The organism is Streptomyces sp. NPDC001714, from assembly GCF_042892755.1.
Lineage (GTDB): Bacteria > Actinomycetota > Actinomycetes > Streptomycetales > Streptomycetaceae > Streptomyces.
This window is the reverse complement of sequence record NZ_JBIAUL010000006.1, coordinates 173587-194002: the sequence shown is the minus strand read 5'-3', so window position 1 is coordinate 194002 and position 20416 is coordinate 173587. Positions and strand designations below refer to the sequence as shown.

15 protein-coding genes are annotated in these 20416 nt (G+C 70.1%); 7 read left to right on the top strand and 8 right to left on the bottom strand.

All coding sequences use genetic code 11. From position 1 onward, the window contains the following. Positions 1-97 precede the first annotated feature (97 nt). Complete coding sequence (locus ACFY0P_RS17690; RefSeq protein ID WP_388913250.1) at positions 98-277, top strand: hypothetical protein; 180 nt, start codon at positions 98-100, stop codon at positions 275-277. A gap of 109 nt (positions 278-386) precedes the next feature. Here the strand turns inward: ACFY0P_RS17690 and dnaE are convergent, their stop codons facing one another. After that, the gene (gene dnaE, locus ACFY0P_RS17685; protein ID WP_388913247.1) at positions 387-3926 is read right to left on the bottom strand and encodes a DNA polymerase III subunit alpha; all 3540 of its coding nucleotides are present in this window, start codon (positions 3924-3926) and stop codon (positions 387-389) included. Positions 3927-4148: 222 nt separating this feature from the next. Between dnaE and ACFY0P_RS17680 the strand changes: the two genes are divergently transcribed. From ACFY0P_RS17680 to ACFY0P_RS17665, 4 genes are all read left to right on the top strand, one after another. Next, entirely contained in the window at positions 4149-5498 is a 1350-nt protein-coding gene (locus ACFY0P_RS17680) for a DUF2252 domain-containing protein (protein WP_388913244.1), read from the top strand. Positions 5499-5565: 67 nt separating this feature from the next. Beyond that, entirely contained in the window at positions 5566-6258 is a 693-nt protein-coding gene (locus ACFY0P_RS17675; RefSeq protein ID WP_388913241.1) for a hypothetical protein, read from the top strand. Between the two features lie 118 nt (positions 6259-6376). After that, entirely contained in the window at positions 6377-7219 is an 843-nt protein-coding gene (locus ACFY0P_RS17670; protein ID WP_388913238.1) for a thioredoxin domain-containing protein, read from the top strand. 94 nt (positions 7220-7313) lie between these two features. Continuing rightward, a complete protein-coding gene (locus tag ACFY0P_RS17665) occupies positions 7314-8984 on the top strand; it encodes an alkaline phosphatase D family protein (RefSeq protein ID WP_388913235.1) in 1671 nt (556 codons plus the stop codon). A 20-nt stretch (positions 8985-9004) separates the two neighbouring features. Here ACFY0P_RS17665 and ACFY0P_RS17660 read toward each other — a convergent pair whose 3' ends face one another. Further along, positions 9005-9574: a dienelactone hydrolase family protein gene (locus ACFY0P_RS17660; RefSeq protein WP_388913232.1), complete on the bottom strand. Its 570-nt coding sequence runs from the start codon at positions 9572-9574 to the stop codon at positions 9005-9007. A gap of 152 nt (positions 9575-9726) precedes the next feature. Between ACFY0P_RS17660 and ACFY0P_RS17655 the strand changes: the two genes are divergently transcribed. Beyond that, entirely contained in the window at positions 9727-10839 is a 1113-nt protein-coding gene (locus ACFY0P_RS17655; protein ID WP_388914118.1) for a mechanosensitive ion channel family protein, read from the top strand. A 14-nt stretch (positions 10840-10853) separates the two neighbouring features. Here the strand turns inward: ACFY0P_RS17655 and ACFY0P_RS17650 are convergent, their stop codons facing one another. The 6 genes from ACFY0P_RS17650 to ACFY0P_RS17625 form a co-directional block, all read right to left on the bottom strand. Further along, positions 10854-11594 (bottom strand): SDR family NAD(P)-dependent oxidoreductase, encoded by a 741-nt coding sequence (locus tag ACFY0P_RS17650; protein WP_388913229.1) that lies wholly within the window; start codon positions 11592-11594, stop codon positions 10854-10856. A gap of 170 nt (positions 11595-11764) precedes the next feature. Beyond that, complete coding sequence (locus tag ACFY0P_RS17645) at positions 11765-13351, bottom strand: Na+/H+ antiporter (protein ID WP_388913226.1); 1587 nt, start codon at positions 13349-13351, stop codon at positions 11765-11767. A 56-nt stretch (positions 13352-13407) separates the two neighbouring features. Continuing rightward, positions 13408-13878, bottom strand: coding sequence for a GNAT family N-acetyltransferase (locus ACFY0P_RS17640; RefSeq protein WP_388913223.1), 471 nt, complete (start codon positions 13876-13878; stop codon positions 13408-13410). After that, positions 13875-14819: an RluA family pseudouridine synthase gene (locus tag ACFY0P_RS17635; protein WP_388913220.1), complete on the bottom strand. Its 945-nt coding sequence runs from the start codon at positions 14817-14819 to the stop codon at positions 13875-13877. The genes ACFY0P_RS17640 and ACFY0P_RS17635 overlap by 4 nt, the downstream gene beginning before the upstream one ends. 55 nt (positions 14820-14874) lie before the next feature. Further along, positions 14875-15489 (bottom strand): signal peptidase II, encoded by a 615-nt coding sequence (gene lspA / locus ACFY0P_RS17630; RefSeq protein ID WP_388913217.1) that lies wholly within the window; start codon positions 15487-15489, stop codon positions 14875-14877. 67 nt (positions 15490-15556) lie between these two features. Beyond that, positions 15557-16219 carry a TraR/DksA family transcriptional regulator gene (locus ACFY0P_RS17625; RefSeq protein ID WP_388913214.1) on the bottom strand — a complete coding sequence of 221 codons (663 nt, stop codon included), beginning with the start codon at positions 16217-16219 and terminating at the stop codon, positions 15557-15559. A gap of 719 nt (positions 16220-16938) precedes the next feature. Between ACFY0P_RS17625 and ileS the strand changes: the two genes are divergently transcribed. Next, entirely contained in the window at positions 16939-20076 is a 3138-nt protein-coding gene (gene ileS, locus ACFY0P_RS17620; RefSeq protein ID WP_388913211.1) for an isoleucine--tRNA ligase, read from the top strand. Positions 20077-20416: the final 340 nt, after the last annotated feature.

The following is a 20416-nucleotide window of genomic DNA, read 5'->3' as shown; positions in this document are numbered from 1 at the left end:
AACCCTGTTACACACGGTAATTATCCGAAATGCGTCTGTTGTCAGCCTATGTGAATCTGAATTCGGCCCCTAGATCCCCCACAGGAGGCAGATCACCATGGCCAAGAACAAGAACCGCAAGGGTGGCTCCCAGAACCGCACCGCGCAGCAGCCCGAGCAGACCCACGAGCACGGGCAGCGTACGTCGAGCGAGTCCCAGGACTCGCCGGTGTCGCACATCCAGGGCAGCCCGGCCGACGTTGCTCGCAAGAAGCAGAAGAGCTTCGGCCACAACTGAGCGGACCGACCAGGTCCCGGCGGGCTGTTGAAGCCCGGGCACGCGGGAGGGGCGCACCCGTTGCGGGTGCGCCCCTTCCGCGCGTGTACGGCCGGCCGGGAGCCGGGGACTATCCGGCCAGGCAGGACGGGCCGAGCAGCACCTTGAGGTCGCCGAAGAGCGCCGGGTCCGGCTTCACCCGGTGCCGGTCCAGGCGCAGCACGGTCGTCTTGGTCGGACCCTGGAGCTTGATCCGGACCTCGCTGTCGCCCTTGTGGTGACTGAGGATCTCGCCGAGACGGCTGACCATCGGCGGGGTGACCCGGGTGGCGGGGATGGTGAGGATCACGGGCGCGTTGGTGCCGGCGTTGGACAGGTCGGGGACCGCCAGCTCCATCGCCACCAGGCGCGGCACGTCCTCGCGCTTGTCGAGGCGGCCCTTGACGAACACGACCGCGTCCTCGACGAGTTGGGTCGAGATCAGCTGGTAGGTCGCCGGGAAGAACATGCACTCGATGGAGCCCGCGAGGTCCTCCACGGTGGCGATCGCCCAGGCGTTGCCCTGCTTGGTCATCTTGCGCTGGAGTCCGGAGATGATGCCGCCGATCGTCACCACCGCGCCGTCCGCGTGCTCCCCGCCGGTGAGCTGGGCGATGCCCGCGTCGGCCTTGTCGGAGAGGACGTGCTCCAGGCCGAAGAGCGGGTGGTCGGAGACGTACAGACCGAGCATCTCCCGCTCCTGGGCGAGCAGGTAGGTCTTGTCCCACTCGTCCTCGGTGAACTGCACGTCGAGTCCGAAGCCGGGCTCGTCGCTCTCCTCCTCGCCCATGCCGCCGAAGAGGTCGAACTGGCCCTCGGCCTCCTTGCGCTTGACCGCGACCACGTTGTCGATCATCGGTTCGTACTGCGCGGTGAGGCCCTTGCGGGTGTGGCCCAGGGTGTCGAACGCGCCCGCCTTGATCAGGGATTCCGTGGTGCGCTTGTTGCAGGCGACCGCCTCGACCTTGTCGAGGTAGTCGGGGAAGGAGGCGTACTTGCCCTTGGCCTTGCGGCTCTTGATGATCGACTCGACCACGTTGGTGCCGACGTTGCGCACGGCCTCCAGGCCGAACAGGATCACGTCGTCGCCCTGGGCCGCGAAGTTGTGCACCGACTCGTTGACGTTCGGCGGGAGCACCTTGATGCCCATGCGGCGGCACTCGTTGAGGTAGATCGCCGACTTGTCCTTGTCGTCCTTGACGGACGTGAGCAGGGCGGCCATGTACTCGGCGGGGTAGTTCGCCTTGAGGTAGGCGGTCCAGTAGGAGACCAGTCCGTACGCGGCCGAGTGCGCCTTGTTGAACGCGTAGCCGGCGAACGGGACCAGCACGTCCCACAGGGCCTGGATCGCCTCGTCGCTGTAGCCGTTCTTCTTGGCGCCGGCCTGGAAGATGGTGAAGTTCTTGGCCAGTTCGTCGGGCTTCTTCTTGCCCATCACGCGGCGCAGGATGTCGGCCTCGCCGAGGGAGTAGCCGGCGATGATCTGGGCGGCCTTCTGCACCTGCTCCTGGTAGACGATCAGGCCGTAGGTGACCGCGAGGACCTCTTCGAGGGGCTCCTCCAGCTCCTTGTGGATCGGGGTGATCTCCTGGAGCTTGTTCTTGCGCAGCGCGTAGTTCGTGTGCGAGTCCATGCCCATCGGGCCCGGACGGTAGAGCGCCGACACGGCGGAGATGTCTTCGAAGTTGTCGGGCTTCATCAGGCGCAGCAGGGAGCGCATGGGGCCGCCGTCGAACTGGAAGACGCCGAGGGTGTCGCCGCGCTGGAGCAGTTCGAAGGTCGTCGGGTCGTCCAGCGGGAGCGCCAGGAGGTCGATGTCGACGCCCTTGTTGGACTTCACCATCTTGACGGCGTCGTCCATGATCGTGAGGTTGCGCAGGCCGAGGAAGTCCATCTTCAGCAGGCCGAGCGACTCGCAGCTCGGGTAGTCCCACTGCGTGATGGTCACGCCGTCGGTGTGCCGCACCCACACCGGGACGTGCTCGGTGATGGTCTCGCTGGACATGATGACGCCGGCGGCGTGCACGCCCATCTGCCGGACCAGGCCCTCGACGCCCTTGGCGGTGTCGATGACCTTCTTCACGTCCGGTTCGTTCTCGTACATCCCCCGGACCTCGCCCGCCTCGTTGTAACGGGGATGCGTGGGATTGGTGATGCCGTCCAGGTCGATGCCCTTGCCGAGGACGTCGGCGGGCATGGCCTTGGTGATCCGGTCGCCCATCGCGTACGGGTAGCCCAGCACGCGTGCGGAGTCCTTGATCGCGTTCTTGGCCTTGATCTTGCCGTAGGTGCCGATCATGGCGACCTTGTCGGCGCCGTACTTCTCGGTCACGTACCTGATCACCTCGACGCGCCGGCGCTCGTCGAAGTCGATGTCGACGTCGGGCATGGAGACGCGCTCGGGGTTGAGGAACCGCTCGAAGATCAGGCCGTGCGGGATCGGGTCGAGGTCGGTGATGCCCATGGCGTAGGCGACGATCGAGCCGGCCGCGGAGCCTCGGCCGGGGCCGACCGCGATGCCGTTGTTCTTGGCCCACATGATGAAGTCGGCCACCACGAGGAAGTAGCCCGGGAACCCCATCTGGATGATGACGTCCATCTCGTACTCGACCTGCTTCTGCCGGTCTTCCGGGACGCCGCCGGGGAAACGGCGGTCCATGCCCCGGCGGACCTCCTCCTTGAACCAGGTGACCTCGGTGTAGCCGTCGGGGATGTCGAACTTCGGCATGAGGTTCTTGGCCTCGAACATGCCGGTGGTGTCGACCATCTCGGCGACCAGGAGGGTGTTGGCGCAGCCCTCCTGCCAGGCGTCCGAGGAGTCGATGGCGTACATCTCGTCCGTGGACTTGAGGTAGTAACCGGTGCCGTCGAACTTGAAGCGGTCCGGGTCGGAGAGGTTCTTGCCGGTCTGGATGCACAGCAGGGCGTCGTGGGCGGCCGCCTCGTGCGCGTAGGTGTAGTGCGAGTCGTTCGTCACCAGCGGCGGGATGCCGAGCTTCTTGCCGATCTCCAGGAGGCCGTCGCGGACCCGGTGCTCGATGTCGATGCCGTGGTCCATCAGCTCCAGGAAGTAGCGGTCCTTGCCGAAGATGTCCTGGTAGTCGGCGGCGGCCTTGAGGGCCTCGTCGTACTGGCCGAGGCGCAGCCGGGTCTGGAGCTCGCCGGAGGGGCAGCCGGTGGAGGCCACGATCCCCTCGGACCACTGGGCGATGGTCTCCTTGTCCATCCGGGGCCACTTCTGCAGCCAGCCCTCTGCGTACGCGTCCGAGGAGAGCCGGAAGAGGTTGTGCAGGCCCGTGCTGTTCACGGCCCACATCGTCTTGTGGGTGTAACCGCCGGAACCGGAGACGTCGTCCCGCTTCTGGTGCGGCTGCCCCCACTGGATCTTGCGCTTGTTGCGCCGGGACTCGGGGGCGACGTACGCCTCGATCCCGATGATCGGGGTGACCCCGGCCTTCTTCGCGGAGTGGAAGAAGTCGTACGCCCCGTGCAGGTTGCCGTGGTCGGACATGGCGATGTGCGTCATGCCCATCTCGTTGCAGGCGTTGAACATGTCCTTGAGCCGCGCGGCACCGTCCAGCAGCGAGTACTGGGTGTGGACGTGCAGGTGCGTGAAGGGCGGCTTTGACACGGTTTCGGCCTCCAAGGGAAACGGGCGTCGACGATCTCCCCACCGGCTGCGGACAGTCTGGTGGGACAGCGGAATCCTATGCCTCCGGACTGACACCGGGCGGGCTGCCCCGCGTACCTTCATGCCGAGAAAGCGGGCACTCCCGGGGACCTTCGCACGTTGGTCCGGGCGAGAGATCCGCGCCACACGTCAGGCATCACCCGTACCAGGAGGCACCCAGCGATGTCGGTCCCCCAGCTCAACGGCGAGCAGCGCGGCGAGGAGATCCTCGCCGTCTTCGACACCGCCTTCGGCGAGCTCCTGGCCGCCGACCCGGCCGCGTTCCGCGTGAAGTTCCGGAAGATGGCGGCCTCGGCCTTCGCCTTCTACCGGGGCACGGCCGCGCTCTTCTACCACGACCTGGACGCGGAGCACGCCGGTCTGGGCGCCGGGCGGATATACACCGGCCCGTACCTGGACGAGCGCACCTCGCGCGTGTGGATCCACGGCGACCTGCACGCGGAGAACTTCGGCACCTACATGGACTCCAACGGCCGTCTGGTCTTCAACGTCAACGACTTCGACGAGGCCTACGTCGGCCCGTTCACCTGGGACCTGAAGCGCTTCGCCGCCTCGATCGCGCTGATCGGGTACGCGAAGGCGCTCAGCGACGAGCAGATCACCGAGCTGGTCGAGGTGTACGCGGGCGCGTACCGCGAGCGCATCCACGCGCTGGCGACGGGCGCGAAGCGCGACGAGGTGCCGCCGTTCACCCTGGACTCCGCCGAGGGCCCGCTGCTCGGCGCGCTGCGCGCGGCCCGCTCGCTGACCCGTTTCGAGCTGCTGGACTCGATGACGGAGATCCGCGACTGGGAGCGCCGGTTCGCCTCCGGCGGCGGCTCCATCGAGCTGGACGCGGCCACCCGCTACAAGGTCCTGGCCGCCTTCGACGGCTACCTGGAGACGCTCCCGGAGTCGTCCCTGTCCCGTCCGGACTCCTACCGCGTGAAGGACGTCGTGGGCCGCCGCGGGATCGGCATCGGCTCGGCCGGCCTGCCGTCGTACAACATCCTCCTGGAGGGCGCCACGGACGCCCTGGAGAACGACGTGGTGATCTACATCAAGCAGGCCCAGACCCCGGCCGTCTCCCGGCACGTCACGGACCCGGCGATCCGGGACTACTTCCAGCACGAGGGCCACCGCACGGTGATCTCGCAGCGCGCCCTGCAGGCGCACGCCGACCCGTGGCTCGGCTGGACCGAGCTGGACGGCGCGGGGCAGCTGGTCGCCGAGGTGTCGCCGTACGCGGTGGACCTGGACTGGAGCGACATCGACGACCCGGAGGAGATCGCGGCGGTGGTCGCGGACCTCGGCCGGGCCACGGCGTCGATGCACTCGGCGGCCGACGACACCTCCGGCGAGTCCCTGGTGCCGTTCTCCACCGAGCGGGCCATCGACGCGGCGATCGCCGCCGACGAGGACGGTTTCGCGGGCCTGCTCACCGAGTTCGCGCACAGCTACGGCGCACGCGCGCGTGCCGACCACCAGATCTTCGTCGACCTCTTCCGCAACGGCCGCATTCCAGGGCTGTAACCTTCGCCGATTCTCAGGGCCTTTTTAGGGGTCCCTTACATGAGTACGTGACAGACTCTCCACCGCTATGGACATATCCGGGACCCAGCTCAGAGCCGTGCGCGCGGCGCTGTTCACGGCCTTCGTCGTGACGCTCAGCACCGCGTCGCACGTGCTGCTGTCCCGGGCCCCGCTGCCGTTCACGACGGTGGCCGCGGTCGCCGCCGGCGTGTTCGGCACGGCGTACGCGCTGGCGGGCCGCGAGCGCGGCTTCGGCCGGATCGCGGCCCTGCTGGTCCCGCTGGAGCTGGCCGCCGACACGGTCTTCACCACCGGCCAGCACGCCTGCTACGGCCGGGCCGGCGGCCCCATCGCGGGCCCGCTGCGCGCGGTCGGCCTCGACGTGCTCTGCCACGGCGGCACGGTCGGCACCCCGCTGGCCCGGATGACCGGCGGCTCCCGCGCCGCCGCGGCCCTCGCGCACGCCGACCCGACCGCCGCCTGGCTGCTGCTCGCCGCGCACGTCGGCGTCGGCCTGCTCGCCGCCGCCTGGCTGCGCCGCGGCGAGCGCGCCCTGACCCAGCTGCTGCGCGCCGTCGCCGCCACCACCTTCCGCCCGCTGCTCCTCGCGGTCGCCGCGGGCACGGTCCGGCCGGCTCCGGCACGACGGCTGCCCCGCCCGGCGCCGCGCCCGGCCGCCGCCCGCGGCCTGCTCCTCGTGCACTCCCTGGGACGGCGCGGACCGCCGTGCTCCGGGGCGCCCGCCCTGCCCTTCGCCTGAGCGCCCCGCCCACCCGAGCACGCCCCTCGTCCGAGTACTTCGAGCACTCCGAGTACGACGAGTCCCCCACACGTATCCCGCGTACGACATGTGCGCGTCCCCTATGGAGATCACCAACATGAGCAAGCGGAACAGCGCAGCTGCCAAGAACGCGGCCCGGGAGCGGCTGCGCGCCGAGCGTGAGAAGCAGGCCAAGCGCGCCAAGGTCAGGCGCCAGCTCATCGTGGCCTGCTCGGTCGTGGCCGTGCTGGCCGCGGCGGGCGGCATAGGCTACGCCGTCGTCCAGGCCAACAAGCCCAGTTACTGGGAGTCCGAGAAGGACGCCAAGGTCGTCGCCCCGGCCAACACGACGGGCACGAACGGCACCACGGTCGTCATCGGCAAGTCCACCGCCACGAAGACCCTGAAGGTCTACGAGGACCCGCGCTGCCCGATCTGCGCCCAGTTCGAGCAGACGGTCGGGTCGACGGTGAAGAAGGACATCGACGACGGCAAGTTCAAGATCCAGTACATCGGCGGTACCTTCCTCGACGGCGACGCGCTCGGCAAGGGCACGATCGGCTCCCGCGGCGAGGGCTCCAAGAACGCGCTGAGCGCCATGGGCGCCGCGCTGAACGTCAGCGACGAGGCGTTCCTGGAGTACAAGACCGCGCTGTACTCGAAGAAGTGGCACCCGGACGAGTCCACCGACAAGTTCAAGAACGACAGCTACCTCATCGAGGTCGCCGACACCGTCCCGGCGCTGAAGAACAACAAGTCCTTCCAGGCCGACGTGAAGTCCGGCAAGTACGACGCCTGGGCGCTGGCCATGTCGAAGACCTTCGACACCAACAAGGACGGCGTGACGGGCACCCCGAGCTTCGTCATGAACGGCAAGATGCTGACGGCCGACTCCAACGGCAACCCGCCGATGACGGTCGACGCCTTCAACTCCGTGGTGGACGCGGCCCTCAAGGGCTGACGCCCGACCGGAATTCCCGGCTCCACGTGAAGAGCAGGCGAACTTTCGCTGGTTCGCCTGCTCTTGTTCATACTGGTCAGTAACCTGAGCGCTCGTGACCAGTCGAAACAGATCAACACAGTCTTCCGAGAGTGCGCGCTCCCTCTCCCCCCGCCGCCGTACGGTCGTCAAGGCCGCGGCGGCGACCGCTGTCCTGGCCGCACCACTGGCCGCCGCGCTGCCGGCCCGGGCCGCCTCGGACGCGCCCGCCTTCCTGCACGGCATCGCCTCCGGCGACCCGCTCCCCGACGGCATCCTGCTGTGGACGCGGGTGACGCCGACCGCCGACGCGACGCCGGGCTCCGGGACCGGTCCGGACACCGAGGTCAGCTGGGTGGTCGCCACCGACAAGGCGCTGACGAACATCGTCTCCAAGGGCTCGACCACCGCGACCGCCGCCTCCGACCACACCGTCAAGGCGGACATCCGCGGACTCGCCCCGGCCACCGACTACTGGTTCCGCTTCTCGGCCGGCCCCACGGACTCCCCGGTGGCACGCACCCGCACCGCGCCCGCCACCGACGCCACCGTCTCCGGCCTGCGCTTCGGCGTCGTCTCCTGCGCCAACTGGGAGGCCGGCTACTTCGCCTCCTACCGCCACCTCGCCGCCCGGAGCGACCTCGACGCGTGGCTGCACCTCGGCGACTACATCTACGAGTACGGCACCGGCGAGTACGGCACCCGGGACACCGTGGTCCGGCAGCACGCGCCCACCCACGAGATCATCACGCTCGCCGACTACCGCATACGGCACGGCAAGTACAAGACCGACACCGACCTCCAGGCCCTGCACGCCAAGGCGCCGGTCATCGCCATCTGGGACGACCACGAGTTCGCCAACGACTCCTGGTCCGGCGGTGCCGAGAACCACACCGAAGGCACCGAAGGCACCTGGACGGCCCGTCAGGCCGCCGCCAAGCAGGCCTACTTCGAGTGGATGCCGGTCCGCCCGGCCATCGCCGGCACCACCTACCGCCGGCTGCGCTTCGGCAGGCTCGCCGACCTCTCCCTGCTCGACCTGCGCTCCTTCCGCTCCCAGCAGGTGTCCACGGGCAGCGGCTCGGTCGACGACCCGGACCGCACCATCACCGGCCGCGCCCAGCTCGACTGGCTCAAGGCCGGTCTGAAGGCCTCCGACACCACCTGGCGGCTGGTCGGCAACTCGGTGATGATCTCGCCGTTCGCCATCGGCTCGCTCTCCGCCGACCTGCTCAAGCCGCTCGCCAAGCTGCTCGGCCTGCCGCAGGACGGCCTCGCGCTCAACACCGACCAGTGGGACGGCTACACCGACGACCGCCGCGAGCTGCTGGCCCACCTGCGCTCCAACGCGATCGGCAACACGGTGTTCCTCACCGGCGACATCCACATGGCCTGGGCCAACGACGTGCCGGTGGACGCCGGGACCTACCCGCTGTCCGCCTCGGCCGCCACCGAGTTCGTGGTCACCTCGGTGACCTCCGACAACCTCGACGACATACTCAAGGTCTCCCCCGGCGTCGTCTCCACCGTCGCCGCCCCGATCATCCAGCTGGCCAACCGCCACGTGCACTGGGTCGACACCGACCGGCACGGCTACGGCATCCTGGACATCACGGCCGCGCGGGCGCAGATGGACTACTACGTCCTCTCCGACAAGACGAAGGCCGACGCCACCTCGTCCTGGGAGCGGTCGTACCGCACCCGCAGCGGTACCCAGAAGGTCGAGCGCACCTACGACCCGGTCTAGCCGTCGGCTACAGAAAAGTCCTACAGCGTGTCGAGGAAACCGAGCGCCACCCGCCAGGTGGCCTCGGCGGCCTCCTCGTCGTAGTCCGGCAGACCGGGGTCGGTGTAGAGGTGACCCGCCCCCGGGTACCGGTAGATCTCCACGTCGGCACCGGCCCGGCCCATCTGCAGGTACCAGGCGCTCAGCCAGTCGTCGGTCTCGAAGGCGTCCGGCTCGGCCACGTGCAGCTGCACCGGCAGCTCGTCCACCGAGGCGCTGGGCGCGATGTCCGACGTGCCGTGCAGGAGCAGCAGCCCCCGCGCCCGCTCGTCGCCCAGCGCCAGCGTCTGCGCGATCGAGGCGCCCAGCGAGAACCCCGCGTACACCAGCCCGCGCTCCGAGTACGGCGCCGCCGCCAGCACGGCCCGCTTCAGCAGTTCGTCCTTGCCGAGCGACTCGTTGAACTCCATGCCCTCCTCGACCGTGTCGAACGTGCGCCCCTCGAAGAGGTCCGGCGTCCACACCTCGTGCCCGGCGGCACGCAGCCGGTCCGCGGCCTCGCGCACCGCGGGCCTGAGCCCATAGGTCGAGTGAAAGAGCATGATGTTCATGCGCCCATGGTGCCAGCCGGCGCCGGCGACGCCCGTCCTGCCCTGCGTGCCGAGAGCCGCGGCCACGAGCGTGACGTCACGACAGTGACGTCCTTCTCACCGGTCGGCATGTTCAGGACCCCGCAGATCCGGTTACGTTCGGACCCATGGAGATGGAGAACGTACTCCGCCCGCTGATCGTGGTCGGCGGCGCCGTCGTCCTCACCCTGCTGATCGGCTGGGCGACCGACCTGCTGCTGCGCAAGGCCGACGCACGGCACAGCGAGACACCCCTGTGGGGCCTGCTGCGGCGCGGCCGCATCCCCTACCAGCTGGTGCTGTGCGCGGCCCTGCTCAGAGGCTCCTACGACCAGGCCGAGCTGATCCTGGAGCACCGGGTCGCCGTCGGCCAGCTCCTGACCCTGGTGCTGATCGGGGCGGCGGCCTGGCTGGTGGTGCGGATCGCAGCGGCCGTCGTGGAGACGACCTACACGCGCTACGCCCGCGTCCACCACGACGCGGCCCGGGTCCGCCGGGTGCGCACCCAGGTGTCGCTGATCATGCGGGTGGTGACGGCGGTCGTCGGTGTGGTGGCCGTGGCGGCGATGCTGCTGACCTTCCCGGCGATGCGCGCGGCCGGGGCCTCGCTGCTGGCCTCCGCCGGAATCCTCGGCATCGTCGCCGGTGTGGCCGCCCAGTCCACCCTGGCGAACATGTTCGCCGGGCTGCAGATCGCCTTCGGCGACATGGTGCGCCTGGGTGACACGGTCGTGGTCGACGGCGAGTGGGGCACGGTCGAGGAGATCACCCTGACCTTTCTGACGGTACGGACCTGGGACGAGCGCCGGATCACCATGCCGGTGTCGTACTTCACCTCCAAACCCTTCGAGAACTGGTCGCGGGGCACCCCGCAGATGACCGGGATCGTCTACTGGCACGTCGACCACTCGGCGCCGGTCGAGGCCATGCGGGACAAGCTCCAGGACATCCTGCGCGAGTGCCCGGCCTGGGACGGGCGGGCCTACGGCCTGGTGGTCACCGACTCCACGCCGAACACCATGCAGGTGCGGGCGCTGGTGACCGCCAAGGACGCGGACGACATCTGGACGGTCCGGGTGACCGTCCGCGAGCAGATGATCACCTGGCTGTGCGCGGAGCACCCGTACGCCCTGCCCCGGGTCAACACGGCCGACGCGGTCCTGCCGCCCAGCGGGATCATCCCCTCCCAGGACGGGGCGGCGGCCGGCCGGCGCCTGCGCGAGCCGCCCCGCACCGGCCGCGGCTGACCGCTCCCCTCGCCTCAGTGGCCGCGCTCGGCGCCGCCGTTGACCTGGATGATCTGCGAGGTGATGTGCCCGGCCGCCGGGGACGCCAGCCAGTGGAGCGTGGCGGCGACGTCACCGGGTGTGCCGGCCCGCCCGGTCGACGTCTCGGCGACGAGCTGCGCGCGCCGGGACTCCTCCACCGGGCCGCCGAAGAAGTCGGTGTCCTCGATGTACCCCGGTGCGACCACGTTCACGGTGACCCCGCGCGGGCCGAGCTCCCGGGCCAGGTCGTGGGCATACGGGTGCAGGGCCGCCTTGGAGGCGGCGTAGGAGCCGCTCCCCGAGCCCCGGAAGGCCGCTATGGAGCTGATGAACAGCACCCGGCCGCCGGGATCGGCCAACCGGTCCTTCAGCGCCTCCGTGAGCAGCACGGAGGTCAGCGTGTTCTGACGGAAGTTGCCGGTCCAGACGCGCGCGGCGGCGTCGAGCGGGTCGCCCTCCCCGGCGCCGGCCCCGCGCGCCGCGTTGCCTCCGGCGCTGTGGACGAGCACGTCCACGGTCCCGAACTCCTCGGCGACGAACCGCGCGACCGCGCGCACCTGCTCGGGTTCGGCCAGATCCGCGTCGTACACCTCCGCCCCCGGCACCCCCGCCTTCTCCAGCACCTCTCTGCGCCGCCCGAGCAGCAGCACCCGGTCACCGTCCCCGGCGAACACCCGCGCCGCGGCGAGCCCGATCCCGGTTCCTCCACCACTGATCACAATGTTCCGAGCCATGATCCGAGACTACGAGCGGGAAGCCGACGGCGCCTGCGACTGTCCACAGCCGCCACATGTTTGTATGACTGCCGCTCTGTGCGCGCTGCGGTCGGCCGCCGACGGCGCTCAGCCCCCACGGGAGACGCCCGTACCTCGAGCAACCGAACGAGCGGTGCACGGGTGGCAGATCATCTCAGGCTACGGACGTCCAGATGCCGCAGCACCCGGTCCACGATCTCCGGATCCGCCCCCGGCTCGCTGCGCGCCGCCAGTACCTCGTGCCGCGCCGCGCTCAGCATCTCCTGCTGGATCCGCCGCAACCGCTTCAGTCGCCGTATCCGCTTCTCGTGGCCCTCCCGCCGCTCGTCCTCCACCACGTCGGGACTGATCCGGAACCCGATCTCGAAGGCCCGCCGCAGCATCTGCTCCGTCACGTCCTCCGGCAGGTCCTCGACCTGCTCGATCTCCTTCAGCCGCCGCCGGGCGGCCTTCGCCGCCCGTACCGCCAGCTCCTTCTCGATCTCCTTCTCGCGGTCGATGTCGGCCCGCACCCCCAGCCGTCTCACCAGCCACGGCAGGGTCAGCCCCTGGAGGACCAGCGTCGCCATGATCACACCGAAGGCGATGAAGACGATCTCGTCCCGGTCCGGGAAGGCGGATCCGTCCGCCGTCCTCAGGGGGACGGCCAGGGCCAGGGCCACCGACGCCACGCCGCGCATCCCGGACCACCACATCACGATGGTCTCCCGCCAGCTGGTCGGGATCTCCTCGTCGTAGTCCCGCCGGGCGTGCAGCCGTTTGGTCAGCCAGGTCGCCGGCAGCAGCCAGACCAGCCGTACCACCACGACCACGGCGACGATCGCGGCCGCCCAGCCCAGCAGCTCGCCCCAGCGCCCGGACGCGGTGCGGATCGCGTTGTGCAGCTCCAGGCCGATCAGCCCGAACGCGACACCGGTGACGAGTGTGTCGACGATGTCCCAGAAGGTGTATCCGGCGAGCCGGGTCATGACGTCGTCGGCGTCGGTGGCGTACTCGGCGATGAACAGCGCGGTGGTGAGCACGGCGAGGACACCGGAACCGTGCAGTTCCTCGGCGATGACGTACGAGGCGTACGGGACGATCAGGGTCAGGCCGATCTGCAGGGTCGCGTCGCCGAGCACGTCCATCAGCTTGTTCGCGCCCCAGCCGAGTACCAGTCCCACGACGACCGCGACCACGGCGGACAGCAGGAAGTCCAGCCCGGCCCGCCACGGCGAGAACGTGCCGCTGACCACGGCCGCGATGGCCACGTGGTACAGGACGATGGCCGTGACGTCGTTGAAGAGGCCCTCGCCCTCCAGGATCGACACCAGCCGGCGCGGCAGCCCGAGCTGTCCGGCGACGGCGGTCGCGGCGACCGGGTCGGGCGGGGCGACCAGTGCGCCCAGCGCGATCGCGGCGGCGATCGGCAGCCCGGGCACGATCGCGTTGGCGACGACGGCCACGCACAGCGTCGTGACGAAGACCAGGGCCACGGCGAGCAGGAAGATCGGCCGCTTGTTGGCCGCGAACTGCCGCCACGAGGTCCGCCGTACGGCGGCGTAGAGCAGCGGCGGCAGCAGGCCGGGCAGGATCAGCTCGGGCGGGATGTTCACGTTCGGCACGAAGTCGGCGACCGCGAGGACGATCCCGAACAACGTCATCAGCACGGGCGCCGGCAGTCCGAACCGGTCCCCCACCGGAACGCTCACCAGGGCCCCGAGCAGCAGCACGAACAACAGGGCCAACTGATCCACGGCCAGCGCTCCGGGTGTAGACGATCACACAGCGGGCCTCCAGCGTGCCATGCCGGCTACAGAACCCTGCGCATCCCCCGGTGCGGGATACCCGCCTCCTCGTACTCCGGGCCGTACGGCTCGTAGCCCAGCCGCTCGTAGAAGCCCAGCGCGTGGGTCTGCGCGTGCAGGTCCACCGCGGCCAGGCCACGCGCGCGTGCGGCCTCCTCGACGGCCCGGACCAGGGCGACGCCTATGCCGAGGCCGCGGGCCTCCGCGGCGACCGCGAGCCGGCCCAGGGAGCCGAGGGACAGGTCGCCGCCGGTCTTGGCCGCGGCCCGCTCGCCGTACAGCAGCCGACCGGTGCCGAGCGGTACGCCGTCCTCGCGGACCGCCAGGACGTGCACGGCGACGGGGTCGTACGCGTCGTACTCCAGGTCCTCGGGGACGCCCTGCTCGACCACGAAGACCTGCTTGCGCACCGCGAAGCACGCCTCCAGGTCGGCGGGGTCCTCGGCGACCCGCACCGCGTACGCGCGCGTGCTCATCCGTACGTCTCCTCGCGGACCTGGTCGAGCGCCTTCTGCAGGTCGGCCGGGTAGTCGCTGGCGAACTCGACCCACTCGCCGTCCGCGGGGTGCTCGAAACCGAGCCTGACGGCGTGCAGCCACTGACGGGTCAGGCGCAGCCGCTTGGCGAGCGTCGGGTCGGCGCCGTAGGTCAGGTCGCCGACACAGGGGTGGCGGTGGGCGGCCATGTGGACGCGGATCTGGTGGGTGCGGCCGGTCTCCAGCTTCACGTCGAGCAGGGAGGCCGCGCGGAACGCCTCGATGAGGTCGTAGTGGGTCACGGAGGGCTTGCCGTCGGCCGTGACCGCCCACTTGTAGTCGTGCTGCGGGTGGCGGCCGATCGGGGCGTCGATGGTGCCGCTGGTCGGGTCGGGGTGGCCCTGCACGAGCGTGTGGTAGCGCTTGTCGACCGTGCGCTCCTTGAACTGGCGCTTCAGCGACGTGTACGCCCGCTCCGACTTGGCGACCGCCATCAGGCCCGACGTGCCGACGTCGAGGCGGTGCACGATGCCCTGGCGCTCGGCGGCACCGGACGTGGAGATGCGGTAGCCGGCGGCCGCCAGACCGCCGATCACGGTCGGGCCGGTCCAGCCGGGGCTGGGGTGCGCGGCCACGCCGACCGGCTTGACGATCACGACCACGTCCTCGTCGTCGTGTACGATCTCCATGCCCTCGACGGGCTCCGCGACGATCTGCACGGGCGCGGGCGCCCCCGGCATCTCGACCTCCAGCCAGGCCCCGCCGTGCACCCGCTCGGACTTGCCGACCACCGAGCCGTCGACCTGCACCTTTCCCGCCGCGGCCAGCTCGGCCGCCTTGGTGCGGGAGAAGCCGAACATGCGGGAGATGGCGGCGTCGACGCGCTCGCCCTCCAGGCCGTCGGGCACGGGCAGGGTTCGGATCTCGGGAAGCGTACTCACCCGTCGAGTATGCCGGACACCGCCGACCGCCCCGTACGCAAGCCCCTGGAGGCACTCAGTCCTTGTGGACGGTCCCGTCCGGGTCCAGGCCGCGGAAGGAGAGCAGCACGATCAGGATGCCGCCGCAGACGATCGCCGAGTCGGCCAGGTTGAACACCGCGAAGCCCTTGGGCGCGATGAAGTCGACGACCTGGCCCTCGAAGATCCCCGGCGAGCGGAAGATCCGGTCGGTGAGGTTGCCGAGCGCGCCGCCGAGCAGCAGGCCGAGGGCGACCGCCCAGGGGAAGCTGTAGAGCTTGCGGGCCAGGCGGAAGATCACGACGATCACGGCCGCGGCGATCAGCGTGAAGATGATCGTGAAGGCGCCGCCGAAGCCGAAGGCCGCGCCCGGGTTGCGGATGGCGTGGAACTCTAGCCAGTCGCCGACGACCTGGATCGGCGCGTGGTGCTCCAGCTTCGCGACCACGATCATCTTGCTGACCAGGTCGAGGGCGTACGCGAAGGCGGCCACCGCGAACAGCACGGCGATCCGGCGCCCGCGGCCGGGCCGCCGGTCCGCGGTGGACTGCCGATCCGCACCGGACGCATCGGAAGCGCCGGGCGCCGCCGTCCGCTCGCCGCCGTCGTCCGGGGTGCCCGGCGTACCGATGATGCGTTCCGCCTCTGCCACGTGAGTCCCTCAACCTAGGTGCCTGCCTCGGGACGAGACTACGGCACGCCCCAGGGGACCCCGATGCTCAGTAGCGGCGTTCCTGCTTCTGCTTGCACTCCACACACAGGGTGGCCCTCGGGAAGGCCTGCATCCGGGCCTTGCCGATGGGGTTCCCGCAGTTCTCACATAGGCCGTAGGTGCCCGCGTCGAGCTTCTGCAGGGCGCGCTCGGTCTGTTCGAGCATCTCGCGCGCGTTGGCGGCCAGCGCCAGTTCGTGTTCCCGGGTGATGTTCTTGGTGCCGGTGTCGGCCTGGTCGTCACCGGCGCCGTCCCCGGAGTCCCGCATCAGCCCGGCCAGGGCGCTCTCGGACGCCTCGAGCTCGGCGCGCAGCCGCATCGCCTCGGCCGTCAGCTCGGTGCGCGCCTCCTCGACCTCCTCGGGTGTCCACGGGTCCTCGCCGGGACGCACCGCGAGTTCGCCCGGAGCCGCCGTGGCGACCCGCGCCTTGGGGACGGCGGTGTCCGCCGCCGTGGCCGTGCCAGGAGTCTTCTTCGCAACCACCGTCGTGGCTCCCGTCTGCTTCGCGGCCCGCGCCGCGCCCGCTTTCTTGGCCGTGCTCTTCTTGGCCGTGCTCTTCGCCGCCACGGTCCTCGTCGCCGCGGCCTTGGACGCGCTCTTCTCCGCCTTCTCCGACCTCGCCCCGTCGGCCTTCTTCGCGGCGGCCTTCTTCTCGGCCGTCGTCCTCACCGGCACCTTCTTCGCGGCCTCTTTCTTGGCGGAACCCTTTTCACCTGGCGTTTTCCTGGAAGGAGCCGCCGCTGTCGCGCGCGTGCCCCTTTTTCCGCCGTCCCCCGCGGTCTTCTTCGCCACCATGGCCGCGGCCCCTTCACATATTGTGATCTTGCACGCGAATCGTGCTGGGACGATAAATCGACTTGAGTCCCGCGGCAACGGGGCACGCCGCCCGATCCGCCTGCCCCGCGCCCCCCACGCAGCAGGTATGCATGCGTTGTGCCCAGCTCCCCGCGCGGTAATCCGCCGAGCCGGACATCCCAGGATGCGAACACGCGTACCTCGCCATTCGGGTCATCACGGCAGGTGGACCGCTCTGCCCCGCCGGCGCCCGGAAAACGGGTCGGCCGCTGTCCGTGCGGCGCCGTACACTGGGCGGAGCGAGAAGCGTGGATGGGGACGAGTAGCGGCGTACGCAGCCCAGAGCGACCCGGGGACGGTGGAAGCCCGGGGGCGAGCGCGACGCGAAGATCACCCCGGAGCCGCCGGAAGAAAGCCCCGCAGGGGTCAGTAGAGCCGGCTTCGCGACCCCAATGAGGGGGCTCACCGGCGCGTACGGCGTCCGGAGGGCCAAGGAGGGTGGTACCGCGGGAGCGCGCCGCACACGGCGTCCGGAAGACAAGGCTCTCGTCCCTCCGACGGAAGGCAGCAAGTCCGTTGGAGGAAGCTCGCAGATGACAGCGCCGACGTACCGCCAGGTGCCCGCCCAGGTCGACCTGCCCGCCCTCGAGCACGCCGTGCTCGACTTCTGGCGCGAGCAGAAGATCTTCGCCAAGACCCTGGAGCAGTCCGAGGGCCGCCCCGAGTGGGTGTTCTACGAGGGCCCGCCCACCGCCAACGGCATGCCCGGCGCCCACCACATCGAGGCGCGCGTCTTCAAGGACGTCTTCCCCCGCTTCCGCACCATGCGCGGCTACCACGTGGCCCGCAAGGCCGGCTGGGACTGCCACGGCCTGCCGGTCGAGCTCGCGGTCGAGAAGGAGCTGGGCTTCAGCGGCAAGCCGGACATCGAGAAGTACGGCATCGCCGAGTTCAACGCCAAGTGCCGCGAGTCGGTGACCCGCCACACCGACGCCTTCGAGGCGCTGACGACCCGCATGGGGTACTGGACCGACCTGGACGACGCCTACCGCACGATGGACCCCGAGTACATCGAGTCGGTCTGGTGGTCGCTGAAGACGATCTTCGACAAGGACCTCCTGGTCCAGGACCATCGCGTCGCCCCCTGGTGCCCGCGCTGCGGCACCGGTCTGTCCGACCACGAGCTGGCGCAGGGCTACGAGACGGTCGTCGACCCCTCCGTGTACGTCCGTTTCCCGCTCACCTCCGGTCCGCTCGCCGGCCAGGCCGCGCTCCTGGTGTGGACGACCACCCCGTGGACCCTGGTGTCCAACACGGCGGTCGCCGCGCACCCGGAGGTCACCTACGTCGTCGCGACCAACGGCGAGGAGCAGCTCGTCGTCGCCGAGCCGCTGGTCGCCAAGGCGCTCGGCGAGGGCTGGGAGACCACGGGCCAGACCTTCACCGGCGCCGAAATGGAGCGCTGGAATTACCAACGTCCGTTCGAGCTCGTCGAGTTCCCGGAACCGGCGCATTATGTCGTCAACGCCGAGTACGTCACGACCGAGGACGGTACGGGTCTGGTCCACCAGTCCCCCGCCTTCGGTGAGGACGACCTCAAGGTCTGCCGCGCCTACGGCCTGCCGGTGGTGAACCCGGTCCGCCCGGACGGCACCTTCGAGGAGGACGTGCCGCTGGTCGGCGGCGTCTTCTTCAAGAAGGCCGACGAACGGCTCACCGAGGACCTCAAGCAGCGCGGCCTCCTCTTCAAGCACCTGCCGTACGAACACAGCTACCCGCACTGCTGGCGCTGCCACACCGCGCTGCTCTACTACGCGCAGCCGTCCTGGTACATCCGCACGACGGCGATCAAGGACCGCCTCCTCGCGGAGAACGAGAACACCAACTGGTTCCCGGACACGGTCAAGCACGGCCGGTACGGGGACTGGCTGAACAACAACATCGACTGGGCGCTGTCCCGCAACCGCTACTGGGGCACCCCGCTGCCGATCTGGCGCTGCGAGGACGACCACCTCACCTGCGTCGGCTCCCGCGCGGAACTGACCGAGCTGACCGGCACCGACCAGTCGGAGCTGGACCCGCACCGCCCGTTCATCGACGAGGTCACCTTCGCGTGCCCGCAGTGCGCGAAGACGGCCACGCGCGTGCCGGAGGTCATCGACGCCTGGTACGACTCGGGTTCGATGCCGTTCGCGCAGTGGGGCTACCCGTACAAGAACAAGGACCTGTTCGAGTCCCGCTACCCGGCGCAGTTCATCTCCGAGGCGATCGACCAGACGCGCGGGTGGTTCTACACCCTCATGGCCGTCGGCACGCTGGTCTTCGACAAGTCGTCGTACGAGAACGTGGTCTGCCTGGGGCACATCCTCGCCGAGGACGGCCGCAAGATGTCCAAGCACCTGGGCAACATCCTGCAGCCGATCCCGTTGATGGACCAGCACGGCGCGGACGCGGTGCGCTGGTTCATGGCGGCCGGCGGTTCCCCGTGGGCGGCCCGCCGGGTCGGGCACGGCACGATCCAGGAGGTCGTCCGCAAGACGCTGCTGACGTACTGGAACACGGTCGCCTTCCAGGCGCTGTACGCCCGTACGTCGAACTGGGCGCCGTCCGCGGCGGACCCGGCCCCGGCCGACCGCCCGGTCCTGGACCGCTGGCTGCTCTCCGAACTGCACGCGCTCACCGACCAGGTGACGCAGGCGCTGGAGGCGTACGACACCCAGCGCGCCGGCAAGCTGCTCTCCGCGTTCGTCGACGACCTGTCCAACTGGTACGTCCGACGTTCGCGGCGCCGCTTCTGGCAGGGCGACAAGGCCGCGCTGCGCACGCTGCACGAGGTCGTGGAGACCGTCACCAAGCTGATGGCCCCGCTGACCCCGTTCATCACCGAGCGGGTGTGGCAGGACCTGGTGACGCCGGTGACCCCGGGGGCCCCGGAGTCGGTGCACCTGGCGGCGTGGCCGGAGGCCGACCTGTCCGCGATCGACCCGGAGCTGTCGAAGCAGATGGTTCTGGTACGACGTCTCGTGGAGCTCGGCCGGGCCACGCGCGCGGAGTCGGGTGTCAAGACGCGGCAGCCGCTGTCCCGGGCGCTGGTCGCGGCGGTCGGGTTCGACGCGCTCGACCCGGAGCTGCACGGGCAGATCACCGACGAGCTGAACGTGTCCTCGCTGGCGTCCCTCTCCGAGGTCGGCGGCTCCCTGGTCGACACGACCGCGAAGGCCAACTTCCGGGCGCTGGGCAAGCGGTTCGGCAAGCGGGTGCAGGAGGTCGCCAAGGCGGTCGCCGCGGCGGACGCGGCTGCGCTGTCGCTGGCGCTGCGCGAGGGCACGGCGACGGTCGAGGTCGAGGGCGAGACGGTGACGCTGGCACCGGACGAGGTGATCATCACGGAGACGCCTCGTGAGGGCTGGTCGGTGGCGTCGGACTCCGGTGCGACCGTCGCGCTCGACCTGGAGATCACGGAGGAGCTGCGGCAGGCCGGGCTCGCCCGGGACGCGATCCGGCTGATCCAGGAGGCGCGCAAGAACAGCGGGCTGGATGTGGCCGACCGGATCACGCTCCGGTGGGTGTCGACCGACCCGGCGGTGATCGCGGCGCTGGCCGAGCACGCTGGGTTGATCGCCGACGAGGTGCTGGCGACCGACTTCTCCCAGGGCGAGGGGGATGACGGTTACGGCGAGCCCTTCACCGACGAAGGGTTGTCGCTGACGTTCCGTCTGCGGAAGGCGTAGCCGCAGGCTTGCTCGAGAAGGGCCCGGTCTCCACGGTGGGATCGGGCCCCTTCTCGTATGTGCGGGTCGGAGCAGGTACCGTGCGCGGTTCCCCGCGCCCCTCCAAGCACCGCCTTCTCACACCCTCGGGTCGGAGCAGACACTGCGCGCGGCTCCCCGCGCCCCTCCAAGCACCGCCTTCTCACACCCTCGGGTCGGAGCAGACACTGCGCGCGGCTCCCCGCGCCCCTCCAAGCACCGCCCTCTCACACCCTCGGGTCGGAGCAGACACTGCGCGCGGCTCCCCGCGCCCCTCCAAGCACCGCCTTCTCACACCCTCGGGTCGGAGCAGACACTGCGC